Origin of the sequence: Paraburkholderia edwinii, assembly GCF_019428685.1 — a bacterium.
Classification (GTDB): domain Bacteria; phylum Pseudomonadota; class Gammaproteobacteria; order Burkholderiales; family Burkholderiaceae; genus Paraburkholderia; species Paraburkholderia edwinii.
In genome coordinates, this window is the sequence record NZ_CP080095.1 from 3,326,541 (window position 1) to 3,342,381 (window position 15,841).

At 64.8% G+C, this 15,841-nt stretch carries 10 protein-coding genes and 2 riboswitches; of the genes, 2 read left to right on the forward strand and 8 right to left on the reverse strand.

Going from position 1 to position 15,841, the window contains the following annotated elements; all coding sequences use genetic code 11:
- Nucleotides 1–26 precede the first annotated feature (26 nt).
- The 6 genes from atzF to KZJ38_RS14705 form a co-directional block, all read right to left on the reverse strand.
- The gene (atzF, locus tag KZJ38_RS14680) at nt 27–2,018 is read right to left on the reverse strand and encodes an allophanate hydrolase (protein WP_219796695.1); all 1,992 of its coding nucleotides are present in this window, start codon (nt 2,016–2,018) and stop codon (nt 27–29) included.
- Nucleotides 2,009–5,623, reverse strand: a complete 3,615-nt coding sequence (uca, locus tag KZJ38_RS14685; protein WP_219800346.1) for an urea carboxylase — start codon at nt 5,621–5,623, stop codon at nt 2,009–2,011. Before uca ends, atzF begins: the two co-directional genes overlap by 10 nt.
- 8 nt (nt 5,624–5,631) lie before the next feature.
- Nucleotides 5,632–6,288, reverse strand: a complete 657-nt coding sequence (locus KZJ38_RS14690) for an urea amidolyase associated protein UAAP2 (RefSeq protein ID WP_219796697.1) — start codon at nt 6,286–6,288, stop codon at nt 5,632–5,634.
- An 11-nt stretch (nt 6,289–6,299) separates the two neighbouring features.
- Nucleotides 6,300–7,055, reverse strand: a complete 756-nt coding sequence (locus KZJ38_RS14695) for an urea amidolyase associated protein UAAP1 (protein WP_219796699.1) — start codon at nt 7,053–7,055, stop codon at nt 6,300–6,302.
- Nucleotides 7,056–7,112: 57 nt separating this feature from the next.
- Nucleotides 7,113–7,245: riboswitch (guanidine-I (ykkC/yxkD leader) on the reverse strand.
- Between the two features lie 443 nt (nt 7,246–7,688).
- Nucleotides 7,689–8,753, reverse strand: coding sequence for an isopenicillin N synthase family dioxygenase (locus KZJ38_RS14700; protein ID WP_246641481.1), 1,065 nt, complete (start codon nt 8,751–8,753; stop codon nt 7,689–7,691).
- Nucleotides 8,735–9,601, reverse strand: coding sequence for a sugar phosphate isomerase/epimerase family protein (locus KZJ38_RS14705; protein ID WP_219796701.1), 867 nt, complete (start codon nt 9,599–9,601; stop codon nt 8,735–8,737). Before KZJ38_RS14705 ends, KZJ38_RS14700 begins: the two co-directional genes overlap by 19 nt.
- A gap of 82 nt (nt 9,602–9,683) precedes the next feature.
- On the opposite strand from KZJ38_RS14705, the gene KZJ38_RS14710 reads away from it, so the two are divergent.
- Nucleotides 9,684–10,133, forward strand: coding sequence for a helix-turn-helix domain-containing protein (locus KZJ38_RS14710; protein ID WP_246641482.1), 450 nt, complete (start codon nt 9,684–9,686; stop codon nt 10,131–10,133).
- A gap of 109 nt (nt 10,134–10,242) precedes the next feature.
- Nucleotides 10,243–10,374: riboswitch (guanidine-I (ykkC/yxkD leader) on the forward strand.
- A gap of 159 nt (nt 10,375–10,533) precedes the next feature.
- Complete coding sequence (locus KZJ38_RS14715; RefSeq protein ID WP_219796703.1) at nt 10,534–11,562, forward strand: ABC transporter substrate-binding protein; 1,029 nt, start codon at nt 10,534–10,536, stop codon at nt 11,560–11,562.
- A gap of 77 nt (nt 11,563–11,639) precedes the next feature.
- Here KZJ38_RS14715 and KZJ38_RS14720 read toward each other — a convergent pair whose 3' ends face one another.
- Both KZJ38_RS14720 and KZJ38_RS14725 read right to left on the reverse strand, forming a co-directional pair.
- Nucleotides 11,640–14,747 (reverse strand): bifunctional diguanylate cyclase/phosphodiesterase, encoded by a 3,108-nt coding sequence (locus KZJ38_RS14720; protein WP_219796705.1) that lies wholly within the window; start codon nt 14,745–14,747, stop codon nt 11,640–11,642.
- Nucleotides 14,744–15,529: a substrate-binding periplasmic protein gene (locus KZJ38_RS14725; protein WP_219800351.1), complete on the reverse strand. Its 786-nt coding sequence runs from the start codon at nt 15,527–15,529 to the stop codon at nt 14,744–14,746. The genes KZJ38_RS14720 and KZJ38_RS14725 overlap by 4 nt, the downstream gene beginning before the upstream one ends.
- Nucleotides 15,530–15,841: the final 312 nt, after the last annotated feature.

A 15,841-nucleotide genomic window follows, 5' to 3' on the forward strand; every position in this document is an offset into this window, starting at 1 on the left:
GACCGCGCGCGTGGCGCGGAACGTGTTCATCGTGTGGCGAGGCTCGCGCGATACGCACGCCAGCCGCCGAACGACGTGATGTCATCTGCGCCTTCAAGTGCGATCGTCTCACACAGAAAGCCCTGCACCGTGCTGCCGTCCGCGAGCGTCAGCGTGCCGATGCCAAGCGGCGCTGGCACGAGCGCGACGAAACTGCCGTATGCGGCAAGCGGCATGTCCCATACTTCGACGGCGATCGGCGCACCGCCATCGCGTACGCGAACAAGCCCCGGCTTCGCAACGCCGCCGCTTGCCGCAGCGGGCAGCGCATAGAGCCGGTAGGCCGGCGCAGTGGTCGTCGCCTCGATGAGGTGCGCGCCGCGTTCCGTGAGTTGCGCATTGAGCGGCTCGCCGCGCAGATGCGCGCCGACGACGGCGACGCGAATCGAGTCGGGCGATCGCGCCGCAGAAACAGATGCGGACGACTCAGACGACATCGAAGCCGATGACGAAGACGCAGACGCTGCGGGCGATTCCGAGACCGCCGCTGAAGGTGCCAGGTCTGCCGACACCGAAACCGGCGCCAAAGACACTTTCGACTCAACCTCTTCGCCAAGCCATGCATACGCAAGCCGCAGCAACCCGGCGTCCTCATGCGCACGGCCGACGAACGTCACACCGAACGGCAGCCCGCTGTGCGTGCCGATCGTACAAACGCCGGCCGGCACCGCGAGCGCGGACAGATCGAGCAGATTCACAAAGTTCGTGTAGTAACCGAAGCGCGAATTGACCCGAATCGGATCGGCCTCGAGTTCGTCGACCGTTGCCGTCGTCGCGGATGTCGGCATAAAGATCGCGTCGATCTGCTGCCACACCGGATCGGCTCGCATGCGCAGTTCGGCGAGCCTGTCCTGCGCCGCGAACAGGTCCGCTGCACTCCACTTCGCCGCACCGCCGACAATCGTGCGGATCACCGGATGCAACGCGTCCGCATGCTGCTCGAAGAACGGCTTGATTGCCGCAAGCCGCTCGGCGACGAACGGTCCTTCATAGAGCAGACGCGCAGCGTCGAGAAACGGTTCGAAGTCGATCTCGACCACCTGCGCGCCGGCATCGCGCAAGCGCGCCAACGCCGCTTCGAAAGCCTGCGCGTACGACGTGTCGCCGAAGAATTCGAGTTGCGCTGGGCGCGGCACGCCGAAGCGCACACCGCGCAGCGTCGGCGTATCGTCACGTTGCGTGAGCGGCGCCTGCGCCGGCTGTGCAGCCGACGATGAAGATAGCGACACCGGCGGCGTCCACGCACGCGCATACGGATCGCCGTCCGCGATACCGCGCGCGACCTCGAACACGTGCTCTGCGTCATGCGCCGTATGCGCGAAGATCGACACGCAATCGAGCGACTTGCAGGCGGGCACGACACCGAGCGTGCTCAGCACGCCCTTGGTCGGCTTCAAACCGACGAGCCCATGAAACGCCGCCGGCACCCGGCCCGAGCCTGCCGTATCGGTGCCGAGCGAAAACGCCGCAAGCCCGAGCGCCACCGCTACCGCGGAGCCGGAACTCGATCCGCCCGATGCATAGCGCGGATCGAGCGCGTTACGGCATGCGCCGTGCGGCGAGCGCTGTCCGGACAGGCCCGTCGCGAACTGATCGAGATTGGTCTTGCCGACCGGAATCGCGCCGGCCGCGATCAGCCGTTGGACCACCGCCGCGCTTTTCTGCGGCGTGTACGCGTATGCCGGGCAACCGGCAGTGGTTGGCACACCGGCCAGATCGATGTTGTCCTTGATCGCGAACGGAATGCCGTAGAGCGGCAGCGATCCCGGATCCTTGTCCGCCAGCGCTTCGACGTAGCGCATCATCTCGTCGCGCGAAAGCGGACGGATCCAGACATGATGCGGATCGTCGCCGGCCGTGCGCGCGGCGATCATCTCGACCAGTTGCGCCGGCGTCAGCGTGCGCGCGCGATATTGCGCCCGCAGCGATGCGACCGTCAGCGGCGCTTGCGGTACAGCGGGTTGAGCGGTTACTTGCACACGACCTCCTCGATAGCATCGGCCACGACGTCGCTCTTCACTGTCATCAGCCGCTGTCCTGCCACGACCGCCGCGCCTTCCGCACAATCGATCGTTTCGATCACGCCGTCGTCGGCGGCTTCGACCGACACTTCCATTTTCATCGACTCGACGATCGCCACGACCTGGCCCGCCATCACGCGTTCGCCTTTGCTCACTAGCAGTTTCCAGACGCTGCCCGACACGTCGGCGACGATGCCGCGCACGCCGTCCGCAAGTGCATCCGCGGCACCCGCCGCACCGCCCGCGCCGCTCCCGCCTTGCGCGTCGCCGCCGCCCGGCTCGCCCACATACTCGGCCGTGCCTGCCGCGCGCCAACGCTCGCGCTCCGCTTCGAAAGCGGCCTGCTGCGACGTCTTGAACGCGGCGATCGATTCGGCCTCGTCGCGCAGAAAGCCGTTATAGGCGCCGAGATCGAAGGTCGACTCCTCGATCTTCAGGCTCGCGCGCCCCGCGACGAAATCCGCGCGCAGTTCGGTCAGTTCCGCTTCGCTGACTTCGTAGAAGCGGATCTCGTCGAAGAAGCGCAGCAGCCACGGCTTGCCCGCCGTGAACTCGCGCGTGGTCCGATAGCGGTTCCACATCTGCACGGTACGGCCGACAAACTGATAGCCGCCCGGCCCTTCCATGCCGTACACGCACAGATACGCGCCGCCGATGCCGACTGCGTTCTCCGGCGTCCAGGTGCGCGCCGGGTTGTACTTCGTCGTAACGAGCCGATGACGCGGGTCGAGCGGCGTCGCGACCGGCGCGCCGAGATAGACGTCGCCGAGACCCATCACGAGATAGCGCGCGTCGAACACAATGCGCTTCACGTCGTCGATGCTCGCGAGGCCGTTGATGCGGCGAATAAACTCGATATTGCTCGGGCACCACGGCGCATCGGGGCGCACCGACTGCATATAGCGTTCGATGGCGATACGCGTCGACGGGTCGTCCCACGACAGCGGCAAATGGACGATGCGGTTCGGCACGCGCATCCCGTCGATCGCGGGCAGTGCCGTTTCCGCGCGCTGCAAATGGTCGAGCAGCCTGGTGCGCGGCAAGACGCGCGGATCGAAATGCACCTGCAGCGAGCGGATGCCCGGCGTCAGGTCGACGATACCGGGCAAGCGGTGTTCTTCGAGCCAGTGCATCAGCGCATGCACGCGAAAACGCAGATTCAGGTCGAGCACGAGGGGGCCGTATTCGATCAGCACGTTGCGATCGCCCGACTGGCGGTAGACCACGCCAATGCCGTCGCCGGCCGATGGGTCGCGATGGAGTACGCAGGCGTCCGCGTAAGTCACGGCCGGCGATGCGAGGGATGCCACCGACCTTTCAGCAGGCGCAAAGCGCACCGTGTCGCCGGGCCGCAGTTGCCCGAGCTTCCATAACTCGTCGGCGACCACCGTCACCGGGCAAACGAAGCCGCCGAGGCTCGGACCATCGGGTCCGAGAATCACCGGCATATCGCCGGTGAAATCGACCGCGCCGATCGCGTAGGCGTTGTCGTGAATATTCGACGGATGCAGGCCCGCTTCGCCGCCATCGCGGCGCGCCCATTTCGGCGCGGGACCGACAAGCCTGACTCCCGTGCGGCTCGAGTTGTAGTGCACGGTCCAACTCGTGCCGTACAGCATCGCGATATCGTCGGGCGTGAAGAAATCGGGCGCGCCGTGCGGACCATTCAGTACGCCCAGCGTCCACTCGTGTGTCAGCGCGGGCGTACGCGCAATATCGAGCGTCGCGCCCGGCACACCCTCGCCCGCGTCGTCCGCCAGATGCAGCACATCGCCCTTGCGCAACGCGCGGCCCGCATGTCCGCCGAACTGGCCCAGCGTGAAGGTCGCCTTGCTGCCGAGATAATCGGGCACCTGCAGCCCGCCTTTGATCGCAAGACACGCGCGCACGCCGGCGCCGGTCACGCCGCCGAGCTTCAGCACCGCGCCCGGCGTCGCGCGCAGCACGCGCCAGAACGGCGCCGGTGCGCCATCGAGCGTCGCGGCAAGCGCCGCGCCGCCGAGCACAAACAACGCCGCCGTATTGAAGCGCAGCGTCGCGCCGACCATCGTGAATTCGAGGCCTGCCGCATCGGGCGCATTGCCGAGCAGTTCGTTCGCCAGCGAAAACGACAGATCGTCCATCGGGCCCGACGGCGGCACGCCGATATCCCAGTAGCCAAGCCGCCCCGGCAATTGCTGCACCGTCGTCTGCACGCCGCCGTCGAGCACGTCGATCGTATGCGGCGCGAACATGAAGCGCGACAGGAACGCGGTGGTCTGCGCGCCGCGCGCGAACGTGTCGGAGCCGACCACCGCGCGCAGATAGTCGAGATTCGTCTCGATGCCGTACAGCTGCGTGCATTCGAGCGCGTCGCCGAGCGTGGCGAGCGCAGCCTCGCGCGTCGCGCCTTTGACGATCAGCTTCGCAAGCAGCGGATCGTAGAACGCGCTGACTTCGGTCCCTGCATCGACCCATGTATCGACGCGTGCGTCTTTCGCGAATTCGACGTGCGTCAGCGTCCCTGCGCTCGGCTGGAACTGCTTGTGCGGGTCCTCCGCATAGAGGCGCACCTGAATGCTCGCGCCGCTTGCAGTCGGTGCGATCGATGCAAGCGCGGGCAACGCCCCCTCCGCCTGACGGATCATCCATTCAACGAGATCGACACCGGTCACTTCCTCGGTCACGCAATGCTCGACCTGCAGCCGCGTGTTCACTTCGAGAAAGTAGAAGCGGCGCGCGTGCGCATCGAACACGAATTCGACCGTGCCGGCCGATTCGTAGCTCACCGCTTGCGCGAGCCGCACGGCGCTTGCCTGCAACATGGCGCGCTCGTCGTCGCTGAGTCCCGGCGCAGGCGTCTCCTCGATCACCTTCTGATTGCGCCGCTGCACCGAGCAGTCGCGCTCGCCCCATGCGATCACATTGCCACGGCCGTCGCCGAAAATCTGCACTTCGATATGGCGCGCGTGCTCGACGAACTTCTCGACATACACGCCGGCGTTCGCGAAGTTCGCCTGGCCAAGACGCACGACCGACGCAAACGCCGCTTCGAGTTCCGACGCGCTGCGGCACAGCGACATGCCGATGCCGCCGCCGCCCGCGGTGCTCTTCAGCATCACCGGATAGCCGATCGAGGCGGCTTCGGTCAGCGCGGTCTCGACATCGGGCAGCAAACCGGTGCCCGGCAGCAGCGCCACGTCGTTCGCTTGCGCAAGCTCGCGCGCCGTATGCTTGAGACCGAACGCGCGCATCTGTTCGGCACGTGGACCGATAAAGCGGATGCCCGCGTCATCGCACGCCTGGGCGAACGCGGCGTTTTCGGAGAGGAAGCCATAGCCCGGATGCACCGCTTGCGCGCCGGTTGCGCGCGCGGCATCGAGTATCGCGTCGACATTCAGATAGCTGGCCGACGCCGCGGCCGGGCCGATGCACACCGCTTCATCGGCCAGCTTCACATGCATCGCGTGACGGTCGGCTTCCGAGTACACGGCGACCGATGCGATATTCAAGCGCTTGAGCGTGCGAATCACGCGGCACGCAATTTCGCCGCGATTCGCGACGAGCACCTTCGAGAAGCGCAACGGCTCACTCATCGCGCCTCCCAGATCGAGAGCCGCACGGGCGTCGGGTTATAGCCGTTGCACGGGTTGTTCAATTGCGGGCAGTTCGAGATCAGCACCGTTACGTCCATCTCCGCGCGCATCTCGACATACTTGCCCGGCGCCGAAATGCCGTCTTCGAAGGTCAGCTTCCCAAGCGGCGTGACCGGCACGTTCATGAAGAAGTTGACATTGCCGACGATGTCGCGCTTCGTCAGATGCGTGCCGACGCCGCACGTGCAATGCGTGATCGCATGCAGGAAGCTGTCGCGGCAGCTGTGCATATGACGCTTGTCGAGTGCGTAACGCACGGTGTTGCTTTCGGCTGCGCAGGCGCCGCCGAGCGTGTCGTGCCGGCCGCAGGTGTCGGCGACGATCGTCAGCATCGGATTGCCGACGTTCGACATCAGCACGCTGCCCGCGCCCAGATAAAGGTTCAGCTGCTGGCGGATCGTGTCCTGCGCGCTGTAGCGTTCGAGCGGATCGGCGCTGTTATAGAACAGCGTATCGACGGCCTGATTGCCCTCGAGGTCGAGAATCCGGAAGATCTGTCCGCGCTTCACTTCGTGCAGCCACGGCTCGCCGGCCGGCAGCGTGAAATCGTAGAGCGCGTCGCGCGTATCGAGTGTGCTTTCGATGATGGTCATGGCGGCGCTCCTTATACGAAAAGTCGTTCGGTGTTGATAAAGCCCCGCTCGTTTTCCGCGCATTGCGCGCGGCACGGGTCATCGGACGGCACGACGGCATCGCCCGGATACGCGCGATACGCGATCAGCTTCACCGCTTTCGGCCGGTATTCGGGCGCCGGATCGAGCGGATGCGGCGCGTTCGAAAACGCGGCAAGCGTGTTCATCTCGAAGCGCAGATCGAAGGCGTCGCCAGCGCGCGAGTGGTTCGCGACGAAGCTCAGCGAGCCGTCGTCACCGGTCGCCAGCTTGCTGAAGAAATTGACGTTCGCGACAAGATCGCGCGTGCCGAGCCCGTGCTTCGCGAGCTCAAGCAGCAGGCTGTCGCGGCCGTTGCGGTACATCGCGTTGCGATGCTCCTGATAACGCGCGACGCCGTATTTGCGCGCGAACAGCTGCGCATCGCCGACGCCGCCGAACGGGTCATGCCAGCCGAGCGTATCGGCGGTGATCGACGCGAGCACACGGCCCATGTCCGAATACAGCACATGGCCGCGCGTCAGGTGCGCCGTGTGTTGCGCCTTCAGCGTGTCGGCCATGTTGTAGCGCTCGAGCGGGTCTTCCTGGCGATAGAACACGGCCGAAAGATTGGCGCCGCCTTCGGTATCGACGATGCGCAACGCGATGCCGCGGCGCAGGACACCGGACCAGTGCGTGCCGGCAGGGATCACGGTTTCCCACAGCGGATACGGGACCGGCGCGAGGTCGACGGGAGGATTCGACGGCATGGAGGCTCCTTTGAATCGAAAGGGATAGACGTGAGAGGGGCGACAAACGACATCGCGACCTCCCGGGCTTTTATCCCTCCGTGGAGCCTCGCCCGCGCCTTTGTGCAAGGCGGGCGGCAAGACCGGATTGCTCTCGGACCAGGCATCGCGCGGCGCTTGCCGCACGACCGGAACCCTAGCGATCCTGAAGATGATGCAAATTGCTTCGCACCTCTCGGCGTGCATTTAAGCGAGTACCGTGCCAACGGCTCATCAGCTGTTGAGAAATTTGCATGCGCGCTATCGCGACGGTATCCGGGCGGTGTGCGCGGATACGGCCTGTTTGTACGCGACGATGCACGACGGCGCGCTGCGCGCCCTGACGCGGGGCGCTTGCGCACCAATCGAAGGCGTGCAAGCGCCATCCTCGAGCGCGCGGAATCCACGCGTCATCGCTCGACGCGGGTTGCAGCGCGCTTACAGGAATGGCATGACCGTTGCTGTGATAAAGGCTCACACGCCCTCTTCCAGTGCCCGCCATGCCTCTTCTGATTTCCGTTCGCCGTGCGCTCTATACGCTCTTTTCAGTGCGCTTCATCGAGATGCAAAAGAAGCGCGCGACGCTCCGCTAGGCGCGCGCCTACCGTATCGCGACTACACGGCGTTACGCGCTTCCTGTCCGAAGCTCGACAACTGCATCGAACCGTCGGGTAATGCCAGTTCGCCGCGTTCGAGGCGCCGCTTCAGATAGGTGAAGCTCAGCGCGGTCTGCGCAAAGAGATGCTCGCCTGCTGCCAGAGGCGGATACTTCGCGCACGCCTCCGGCGTCGCGAACTGCGGCAGCGGCGCAACCACGGTACGGTAGTCGCAGGCGAAAAACAGCGGAAACGAGTAGCGCTCCTGTGTCACCTTGCGCACGCGGTGCGATGTCGCGACATAGTTGCCACCGGTCCACACCTCGAGCATGTCGCCGATGTTGACGATAAACGCGCCTTCGATCGGCGGCGCGTCGATCCACCTGCCGTCGCCGTTCATCACCTCGAGGCCCGGCGCGGTCGGCAGCAGGATCGTGAAGCATTCGTAGTCGGTATGCGCGCCGATGCCGGGGGCGTCCTCGGCCGATGCATCGAACGGGTAGTGAACCAGCCGCAACTGGCTCGGCGGCTTGTGCAGGTAGGCGTCGAAGTGCGTCTCCGGCAAGCCAAGCGCGAGCGAGAAGCCGCGAAAGAGGCGCCGTCCCAGATCGAACGCCGCGTCGTAGTAGCCGCTGATCGCTTCGCGAAAGCCCGCTTGATCCGGCCACACGTTCGGACCGAGCATCGGCGTCCCTGCCTTGACGTCGGGGTCGTCGAGCGGAAGGTCGCGGCCGGTGTCGAACGCTTCTTTCCTGTCGTGCTTCCCTCCGGCGAATACCTCCTCGCCCTCCGGCACGTAACCGCGGTGCGCGGTCGAATGGCCGATGTAATAGCGCATCTTCCACGCTTGCGGCGCGGCGAAGAACCGCTGCGCGTGTTCGACCAACGCAGTCTGCAGGGTGTGGTCGACCCGATGGTTCGTGACATAGAAGAAGCCCGCATCGCGGGCCGCGCGATCGAGCGAGCGGGCCGTGGCCAGCCGCTCGTGCACATCCTCGCTGTACAAACCGCCAACGTCGACGATCGGCAAGGCGCCGAAACCCGTATGCGTGCGAATCATCGAAATCACCGTGTCGTCAGGCATGCGTTGTGTTGCGCGAGAAAGTCCGCGAAATGGCTTCGCTCCTCGCGGCCCATCCACGTATTGATTTCCCAGAGATCGGCCACCGGTGCGCCCGTAAACGGCAAGGTATGCAGATAGCCGTCGGGGCCGAACTCGGGCGTCATGGTCGTTTCAGCGTAGCCGTTGGCAAGTTGCGCGCTCCACAGCAGTTCCCAGATACGCCGGTGCGACGCGAGGCAGTCCGCGTACTCGGGCGCGGCCGGATGCGGCACCTGCGGACCTTGCGGATAACCGACGCGCCCGTGCACGTGGTGGGCATGCGGCGCGAGTTCGACAAGCGTGTCCCACTCGCTATCGAGCAGCCGTTCGCAGACGACCGCCCAATGACTGAAGTCGCAAGTCAGCTTCAGTTGCGGCACCGCGCGCACGACATCGCGCGTGATCCATGGATTGAAGAATGAGCGGCCACGGTGCGTTTCGAAGCTGCAGGGCACACCATGCTTTGCTTCGAGTTCGAGCGCGCGCGCGAAGAAATCGATTTGCACCGGCGCGGACCACGCATCGCAGCCGGCGATCACATTGCAAAAGCGCGGCCGTAATGGCTTTGCCCAGATCAGCTTCGCCTCGAGATCGCGCAAATGGTCGACGGGCGTCGCGCTGCGCTCGGGTACATAGCTGCCGGCGGTGGTGATCTCCGCGATAAAGTCGAGCCCTTCGTCGGCAATCGCGCGCGCAAAGCGATTGCGCTCAGCTTCGCCGGCCGGCACCTGCGCCTCGATACCGTCGAACTTCGCCGCTCTCACCAGGGCGCCCGCTTCGTGCGGGCCGCCGGTGAATCCCCAGAACGTCTTGAACAGCGCGAAACGCATCGTCGTCCTTTTTATGTGCAAAATTGCATGCAATACTACATGTTAAACACGACGCGTCAAAAAACATTTCCCGTGTTATCGCGTGCCTTGGCGGCACGCCCGTTTTGCGGGCCTGTTCGCACGTAAACTGTGCACGTCTCCTTGTGCTGGTGAATCGATGAAGAAAAAAATAGCCCGGGCCAAAGCGCAGGCCGTCGCTCGCGCCATCCTCGACATGGACTTCGAATGGTCCACGCAATTCGGCGAGCTGGGGCTCGCCGACCTGAATTACAGCGATCTCTTCTGCCAGATGTGGGCCGACCCGCAGGAGCAGTTCGCGAAAACCGCGCTTTACGATTTCATGCCTGGCGTAAGCCGCCGGACGGCAGTCCGTTATGTGCAGCAGCTGATCGATGCGGGCTGGCTAACCGAAACGAGCGCGGCGCATGATCGCCGCATCAAGCATGTGCGCCTGGCCTCGGCGATCGAGGAACGGCTCGAGCAGTTCCTTGCATTTGTCCATCAGCGCTTCTCTACGCTCGATCGATCGTAAGCGGCGCGTCGCGACATCGTTTCGGCGGCTGCCGCGAACGCGCACATGCAGGTACCGCCTGGCATGCTTCTGGCTTCGCGCAACACCCGAGAGGTGCGGCACCGTCGCATCTTAGGGATGCTAGGGTTCCGGTTCGTCATGCGAACGTCTGGTCCGAGAGCAGCCCGGTGCGCCGGTGAAGCGAACCCGCAGTCAATGCTTCGCAGGCCGCACTACACGGCGGGACAAAAGCCCGGGAGATCCGCGATGGCGACGATAACGGCCGCCGTCGTGCCTCTCCGTGGCCGGTCCCATGCAATGCAGGAAACCGGTCATGACGCCGGCACGCGCACCGAAGCTTGTGTGCGCCGCTTGCGCGATTCATTTCGATAACACTTCACCCGGTCTCCTGGAGCACACAATGAAAGCATTCGAATACGCACGCGCTCAACTTCTCGCGTCCCGTACGCTGCGGCGCGGCCTTGCCGGCGCGGCCGCCGCCTTCGCAGTCGGCCTGACGTCGGCGTCGGCGCAGGCAGCCGCGCCGCTGAAAATCGGTTACAGCGACTGGCCTGGCTGGGTGCTGTTCCAGGTCGCGATCGACAAGGGCTGGTTCAAGCAGGAAAACGTCGACGTCGATTTCGAGTGGTTCGATTACTCGGCGTCGCTCGATGCATTCGCGGCGGGCAAGCTTGACGGCGTCGGCGCGACGAACGGCGACGCGCTCGTCACCGGCGCAAGCGGTGCGAAGAACGTGATGATCCTGCTGACCGACTATTCGAGCGGCAACGACATGATCGTCGCGAAGCCGTCGACGAAAACGGTCGAGGCGTTGAAAGGCAAGAAGGTCGGCGTCGAGGTCGGGCTCGTCGATCACCTGCTGCTCGATACGGCGCTCGCGAAACACGGCATGAAAGAGTCGGACCTGACGCTCGTCAACGCGAAGACCAACGAATTGCCGCAAGTGCTCGCGTCATCGCAAGACATCGCGGCTGTCGGCGCATGGCAGCCGAATGCCGGCGAAGCGTTGAAACGCGTGCCGGGCGCGCGTCCGATCTTCACGTCGGCGGACGCGCCGGGGCTCATCTATGACGCGATCACCGTCAATCCGGCGAGCCTCGCGTCGCGCAAGGCGGACTGGGCCAAAGTGATCAAGGTCTGGTACCGCTGCGTGGCCTACGTGAACGACCCGAAGACGCAGGCGGATGCGGTGAAGATCATGTCGGCGCGCGTCGGCCTCGCGCCCGCGCAATACCTGCCCTTGCTGAAGGGCACGCATCTGCTCGATGCGGCGGCGGCGAAGAAGGCGTTCGTCAAGGGCGACGGCCTCGATTCGATCTACGGATCGAGCGCGAACGCGGACAAATTCAACGTGCGCAATGCGGTGTACAAGCAGCCGCAGGATGTGAATGCGTATATCGATCCGGCGCTGACGAACGCGGCGCAATGATGATTCACGCAGGCTGACGCGAACCGATATCCCACCGAAGCTGGGAAGCGGCTGCAGACCATCGCTGCCCTTCCCCATCAAGCCATCGGCTGCGCGTCGAAACTGCCCGCAAACGCCTCGAACCCTTCAACCGGCAACGGGCGGCAGAAGTAATAGCCCTGATACGCATGACACCCGGCGCCCGCGAGAAAATCGCGCTGCGCTTCGGTCTCGACGCCTTCGGCGATCACGCCAAGACCAAGGCTCTGCGCCAGCGCGACGATCGTCCGCGCGATCACCGCATCGTTCGAATCGACGAGGATGTCGCGCACAAACGAGCGGTCGATCTTCAACTGATCGAGCGGCAAGCGCTTCAGATACGACAGCGACGAATAGCCGATGCCGAAGTCGTCGAGCGAGAATACCACGCCTTCGGCCTTTAACGCCGCCATCTTCTCGATGATGTCCTGCACGTTGTCGACGAGCACGCTCTCGGTCAATTCGAGCTTGAGGCGGTGCGGATTCGCACCGGTGCGATCGAGCACGGCGAGCACCCGTTCGACGAAGCGCGGTTCGCGGAACTGCTGCGCGCTGACGTTCACTGCAATGGTCAGGTGCGCCATGCCGGGCTGCGTGGCCCATTGCGCGAGCTGCAGGCATGCGGTTTCGAGCACCTTGTCGCCGAGCGCGAGAATCAGCCCCGTCTCTTCGGCAAGCGGAATGAAGTCGGCCGGCGCGACGATGCCACGCTCCGGATGCTGCCAGCGCACGAGCGCTTCGGCGCCGGTCACGCGGTCGCCGTCGCTGACCTGCGCCTGGTAGTGGACGAGGAACTGGTCTTCGTCGATCGCGCGGCGCAACGCCGCCTCGAGCGCCGCGCGTTCGACCACCACCGTCTGCATCGCCGGGTCGAAGAAGCACATCGCGTTGCGGCCGCGCTCCTTGCACTTGTACATCGCGAGGTCGGCCTGCTTCAGCAGTTCGTCGATCGACGCCTCGTGCCCCTGGAACACGGTCGCGCCGATGCTCGCGCTGGTCCGGTAGTCGACGCCTTCGAGCTGATACGCCTCGCCGAGCACCGAAAGGATCAGTTCGGCAACCGCCTCGGTCTGGCTCGCGGCCTCGCCGCGCTCGGCGCTCAGGCTGCCGAGCACGACCACGAATTCATCGCCGCCGACGCGCGCCACCGTGTCGCCCTCGCGCGCGCAGCCCGACAGGCGCTCGGCGACCTGCTGCAGCAGCAGATCGCCCTTGTCGTGGCCGAGCGTGTCGTTCAGCGTCTTGAAGTTGTCGAGGTCGAGAAAGAGCAGCGCGCCGCACGTGCCGGTCTGCGCGCTGACCGCGATGGCCTGCCTCAGCCGGTCCCATAGCAGTCGGCGGTTCGGCAGCCGCGTGAGCGCGTCGAAGAACGCGAGCTCCTTGATCCGCTCTTCGGCGATCTTGCGTTCGGTGATGTCGTGATGCGTGCCGACATAATGCGTGACCGCGCCGTTGTCGCCGGTCACCGCGGTGATGGTCAGCCATTTCGGGTAGATGTCGCCGTTCTTGCGGCGATCCCAGATCTCGCCCTGCCAGCCGCCGTCGCGATGAATGGTGTCCCACATCTCGCGATAGAACGCCTTGTCGTGCCGTCCCGATTGCAGGATGCGCGGCGTGCGGCGCACGACTTCCTCGGCCGTGTAACCGGTGCATTCGGTAAAGGCCGAGTTCACGCGCAGGATCGTGCCGTCCGCGTCGGTCACCATCATGCCTTCGAGCGATTCGAATGCGACCGCGGCGATGCGCAGTTCTTCTTCGAAGCGCTTGCGCTCGGTGATGTCGCGGCCGCTCATGCGAAAGCCGGTGAGCAGGCCCTTCGCGTCGTAGATCGGCACCCACGACACCGACAGCCAGATCAGCGACCCATCCTTGCGGAGGCAACGAAATTCGAGGTCGCCGCCGCGCAACCCCTGGCGTCCTTTGAGCAGCTCCGGCGCGACGCGCGGCATGTCTTCCGGATGAATCAGCGTGCCGGCGAAGTCGTGCATCGCCATACATTCGTCGACGCTGTAGCCCGTGTATTCCTTGACCGACGGGTTGATCCAGCGCGGTTTGCCGTCCGGGCCCCACCACACTTCGAGGTTGACCGTGCAGTCGGCGATCGCGCGGAACTTCTCTTCGCTTTCGCGCAGTTCGCGCGTCATTGTCGAGGCAAGCCGCATCGCGCGGCTACGGCCCGTCACCATGATCCATGCGAGCAGCGCGAGCAGCACCGAGAGGCCGCCGCCCGTGCCCGCGATGAGCCATTCGGCGTTGCGGCCGAAGCGCTTCATGAAGCGGTCCTGCGCGGAAAGCGATAGCGTCCAGTCGTGCCCGTCGACGACCAGATACTCGTGCGCCGAGAGGTCCGAGGGCGCGTGTTGCGTCTGCTGATCCGACGAGCGGTACAGCAGCGTCGCGGCCGACGGTTCGACGCCGTCGTAAATCGCCAGCGACAGGCCGGGCGGCTCCTCGCCGTAAAGGCTCGCCACCACGTCATGCATGCGGAATGCCGCATAGACCCAACCGAGCAGATGCGCGCGGCGTTCGGCAACCGTGTCGAGCGGCTGGCCTTGCTGATACACGGGCAGATACATGACAAAGCCCGGCGCACTCTGCTTGCCGAAATCCGAGGCGAGCGTGACCTTGCCCGAGATCGTCGCGAGCCCGGAATCGCGTGCTTTTTCCATCGCGTCGCGGCGCACGGGGCTTGCCCATGAATCGAAGCCGATCACGGTGCGCTTGCTGTCGGTAAACGGCAGGCGCTCGATGATCGGCGCATAACTGTCGCGCCGGCCCTCGGGCATGACCGCGTAGTCGACGCCGGCGGCGCGGCGCATCATCGCCAGATGGCCGGACAGGTCGGCCTGCGGAACCCATTCAATGAGCCCGATCGCCTGCATCCCGGCCAGGTTCGCATCGGTATTGACCGCGCTCACATACTCGCGAAAGCGGTCGCGATCGAGCGTGTTGGTCGCCACGAAAAGACCCTGCACGCCGCGCAGCATCTGCTCATACGACGCCATGCGCTGTTCGATGCGGCTGACGGCGTCGCCGAGCGCGTACGTGAACTGCGAACGCAATTCGTGCTGCGAAGCATGGCGCTCGTGGTCCCACACCGTCCACGTCAGCATCAACGCGGAGCACAGGATGACGAGCGGAATCAGGATGAGGCGCGCCCGGTTCACGGCGGCGGCGTCTGGAAATCGACCATGGAGTCGGCCAGGTCGGGTTTGAAGTATTTGCGGAAAATCCGCCGCACGGTGCCGTCGGCGCGCATCGCGTCAACGAGCGCGCGCCATTTTTTGCGCTGCTCCGCCGACAGCGCCTTCTTCGACATGATGAGGCCGTGCGGCACAGCCGGATCGTTGAATTCGATGATGGTCGTCACGTCGCGAATTTTCTTCTCGTCGATCACCGGATAGTCGAACGGCTCGATAATCATGCCCTGGATGCGCTTCAGCAGCAGCGCCTGATACAGCGGATCGAGCCCACCCGCCAGGCTAACACGGTTTTCGGCGCTTAGCGTATCGACGAGATGGTTTGCCGAGTCGCTATAGCGAAAGCTGCGGATCACGCCGAGCTGGAAGCGGTCGTCGTGCTCGAAGTCGGACAGTGCATGAATGCCGGCGTCCTTGCGCACGAGCAGATAGTACTTGTCGCTGAAGTACCACGCGAACGATGCGTACTGATTGCGCTCGTCGTTGGTGATGCCGGACAGGCTGAAGTCGAGCGCGCCCGATTCGATCAGCTTCCAGATACGCGCGCGCGACATCAGGCTCACGCGGATCTCGCAGCCGCTGCGGCGCGCGAGTTCGTCAGCGAAATCCTTGTCGATGCCGGAATCGGTATCGAGCGAATAGAGCAGCCCGTGGTCGTGCAGTGCAAGCGTAAACGGACGCGTGCAGTCGGGGCCGCCGGCGGCGCGGGCGTCGCCGATGCAAAGCGCGAGAAGCAGACTGAGAAGCAGACTGAGAAGCGGGCTGCGAAGCGGGCTGAGAAGCGGGCTGAGAAGCGGGCTAGCTAGGACTTGCCGTATCACTGGGCCTCCGGCGCGGGAAATCGGTCAGATACCGCGATTGTGTGGACGCTTGATGACGGCTCTGCGGGCGGCCGCGCGGGCCGCTTTGCAGGCCGCTTTGCACGCATAAGCTGTCAGTCACTGCACATCTTCGACGGATCTAGAGTAGAGCCGGCTCGCGTGGTCGGTCTCCCGCGATTATGCGAAAAGTTGTTCGGACACACGAAACAGGCGGATGCACTTCGGTGCGCACTTGAAGGC

Excerpts from the sequence above, each read along its gene's own strand:
- KZJ38_RS14690 (WP_219796697.1), bottom strand. The coding sequence starts at position 6,288 with ATGACCATCATCGAAAGCACACTCGATACGCGCGACGCGCTCTACGAT.
- KZJ38_RS14695 (WP_219796699.1), bottom strand. The coding sequence starts at position 7,055 with ATGCCGTCGAATCCTCCCGTCGACCTCGCGCCGGTCCCGTATCCGCTG.
- KZJ38_RS14700 (WP_246641481.1), bottom strand. The coding sequence starts at position 8,753 with ATGCCTGACGACACGGTGATTTCGATGATTCGCACGCATACGGGTTTC.
- KZJ38_RS14705 (WP_219796701.1), bottom strand. The coding sequence starts at position 9,601 with ATGCGTTTCGCGCTGTTCAAGACGTTCTGGGGATTCACCGGCGGCCCG.
- KZJ38_RS14715 (WP_219796703.1), top strand. The coding sequence starts at position 10,534 with ATGAAAGCATTCGAATACGCACGCGCTCAACTTCTCGCGTCCCGTACG.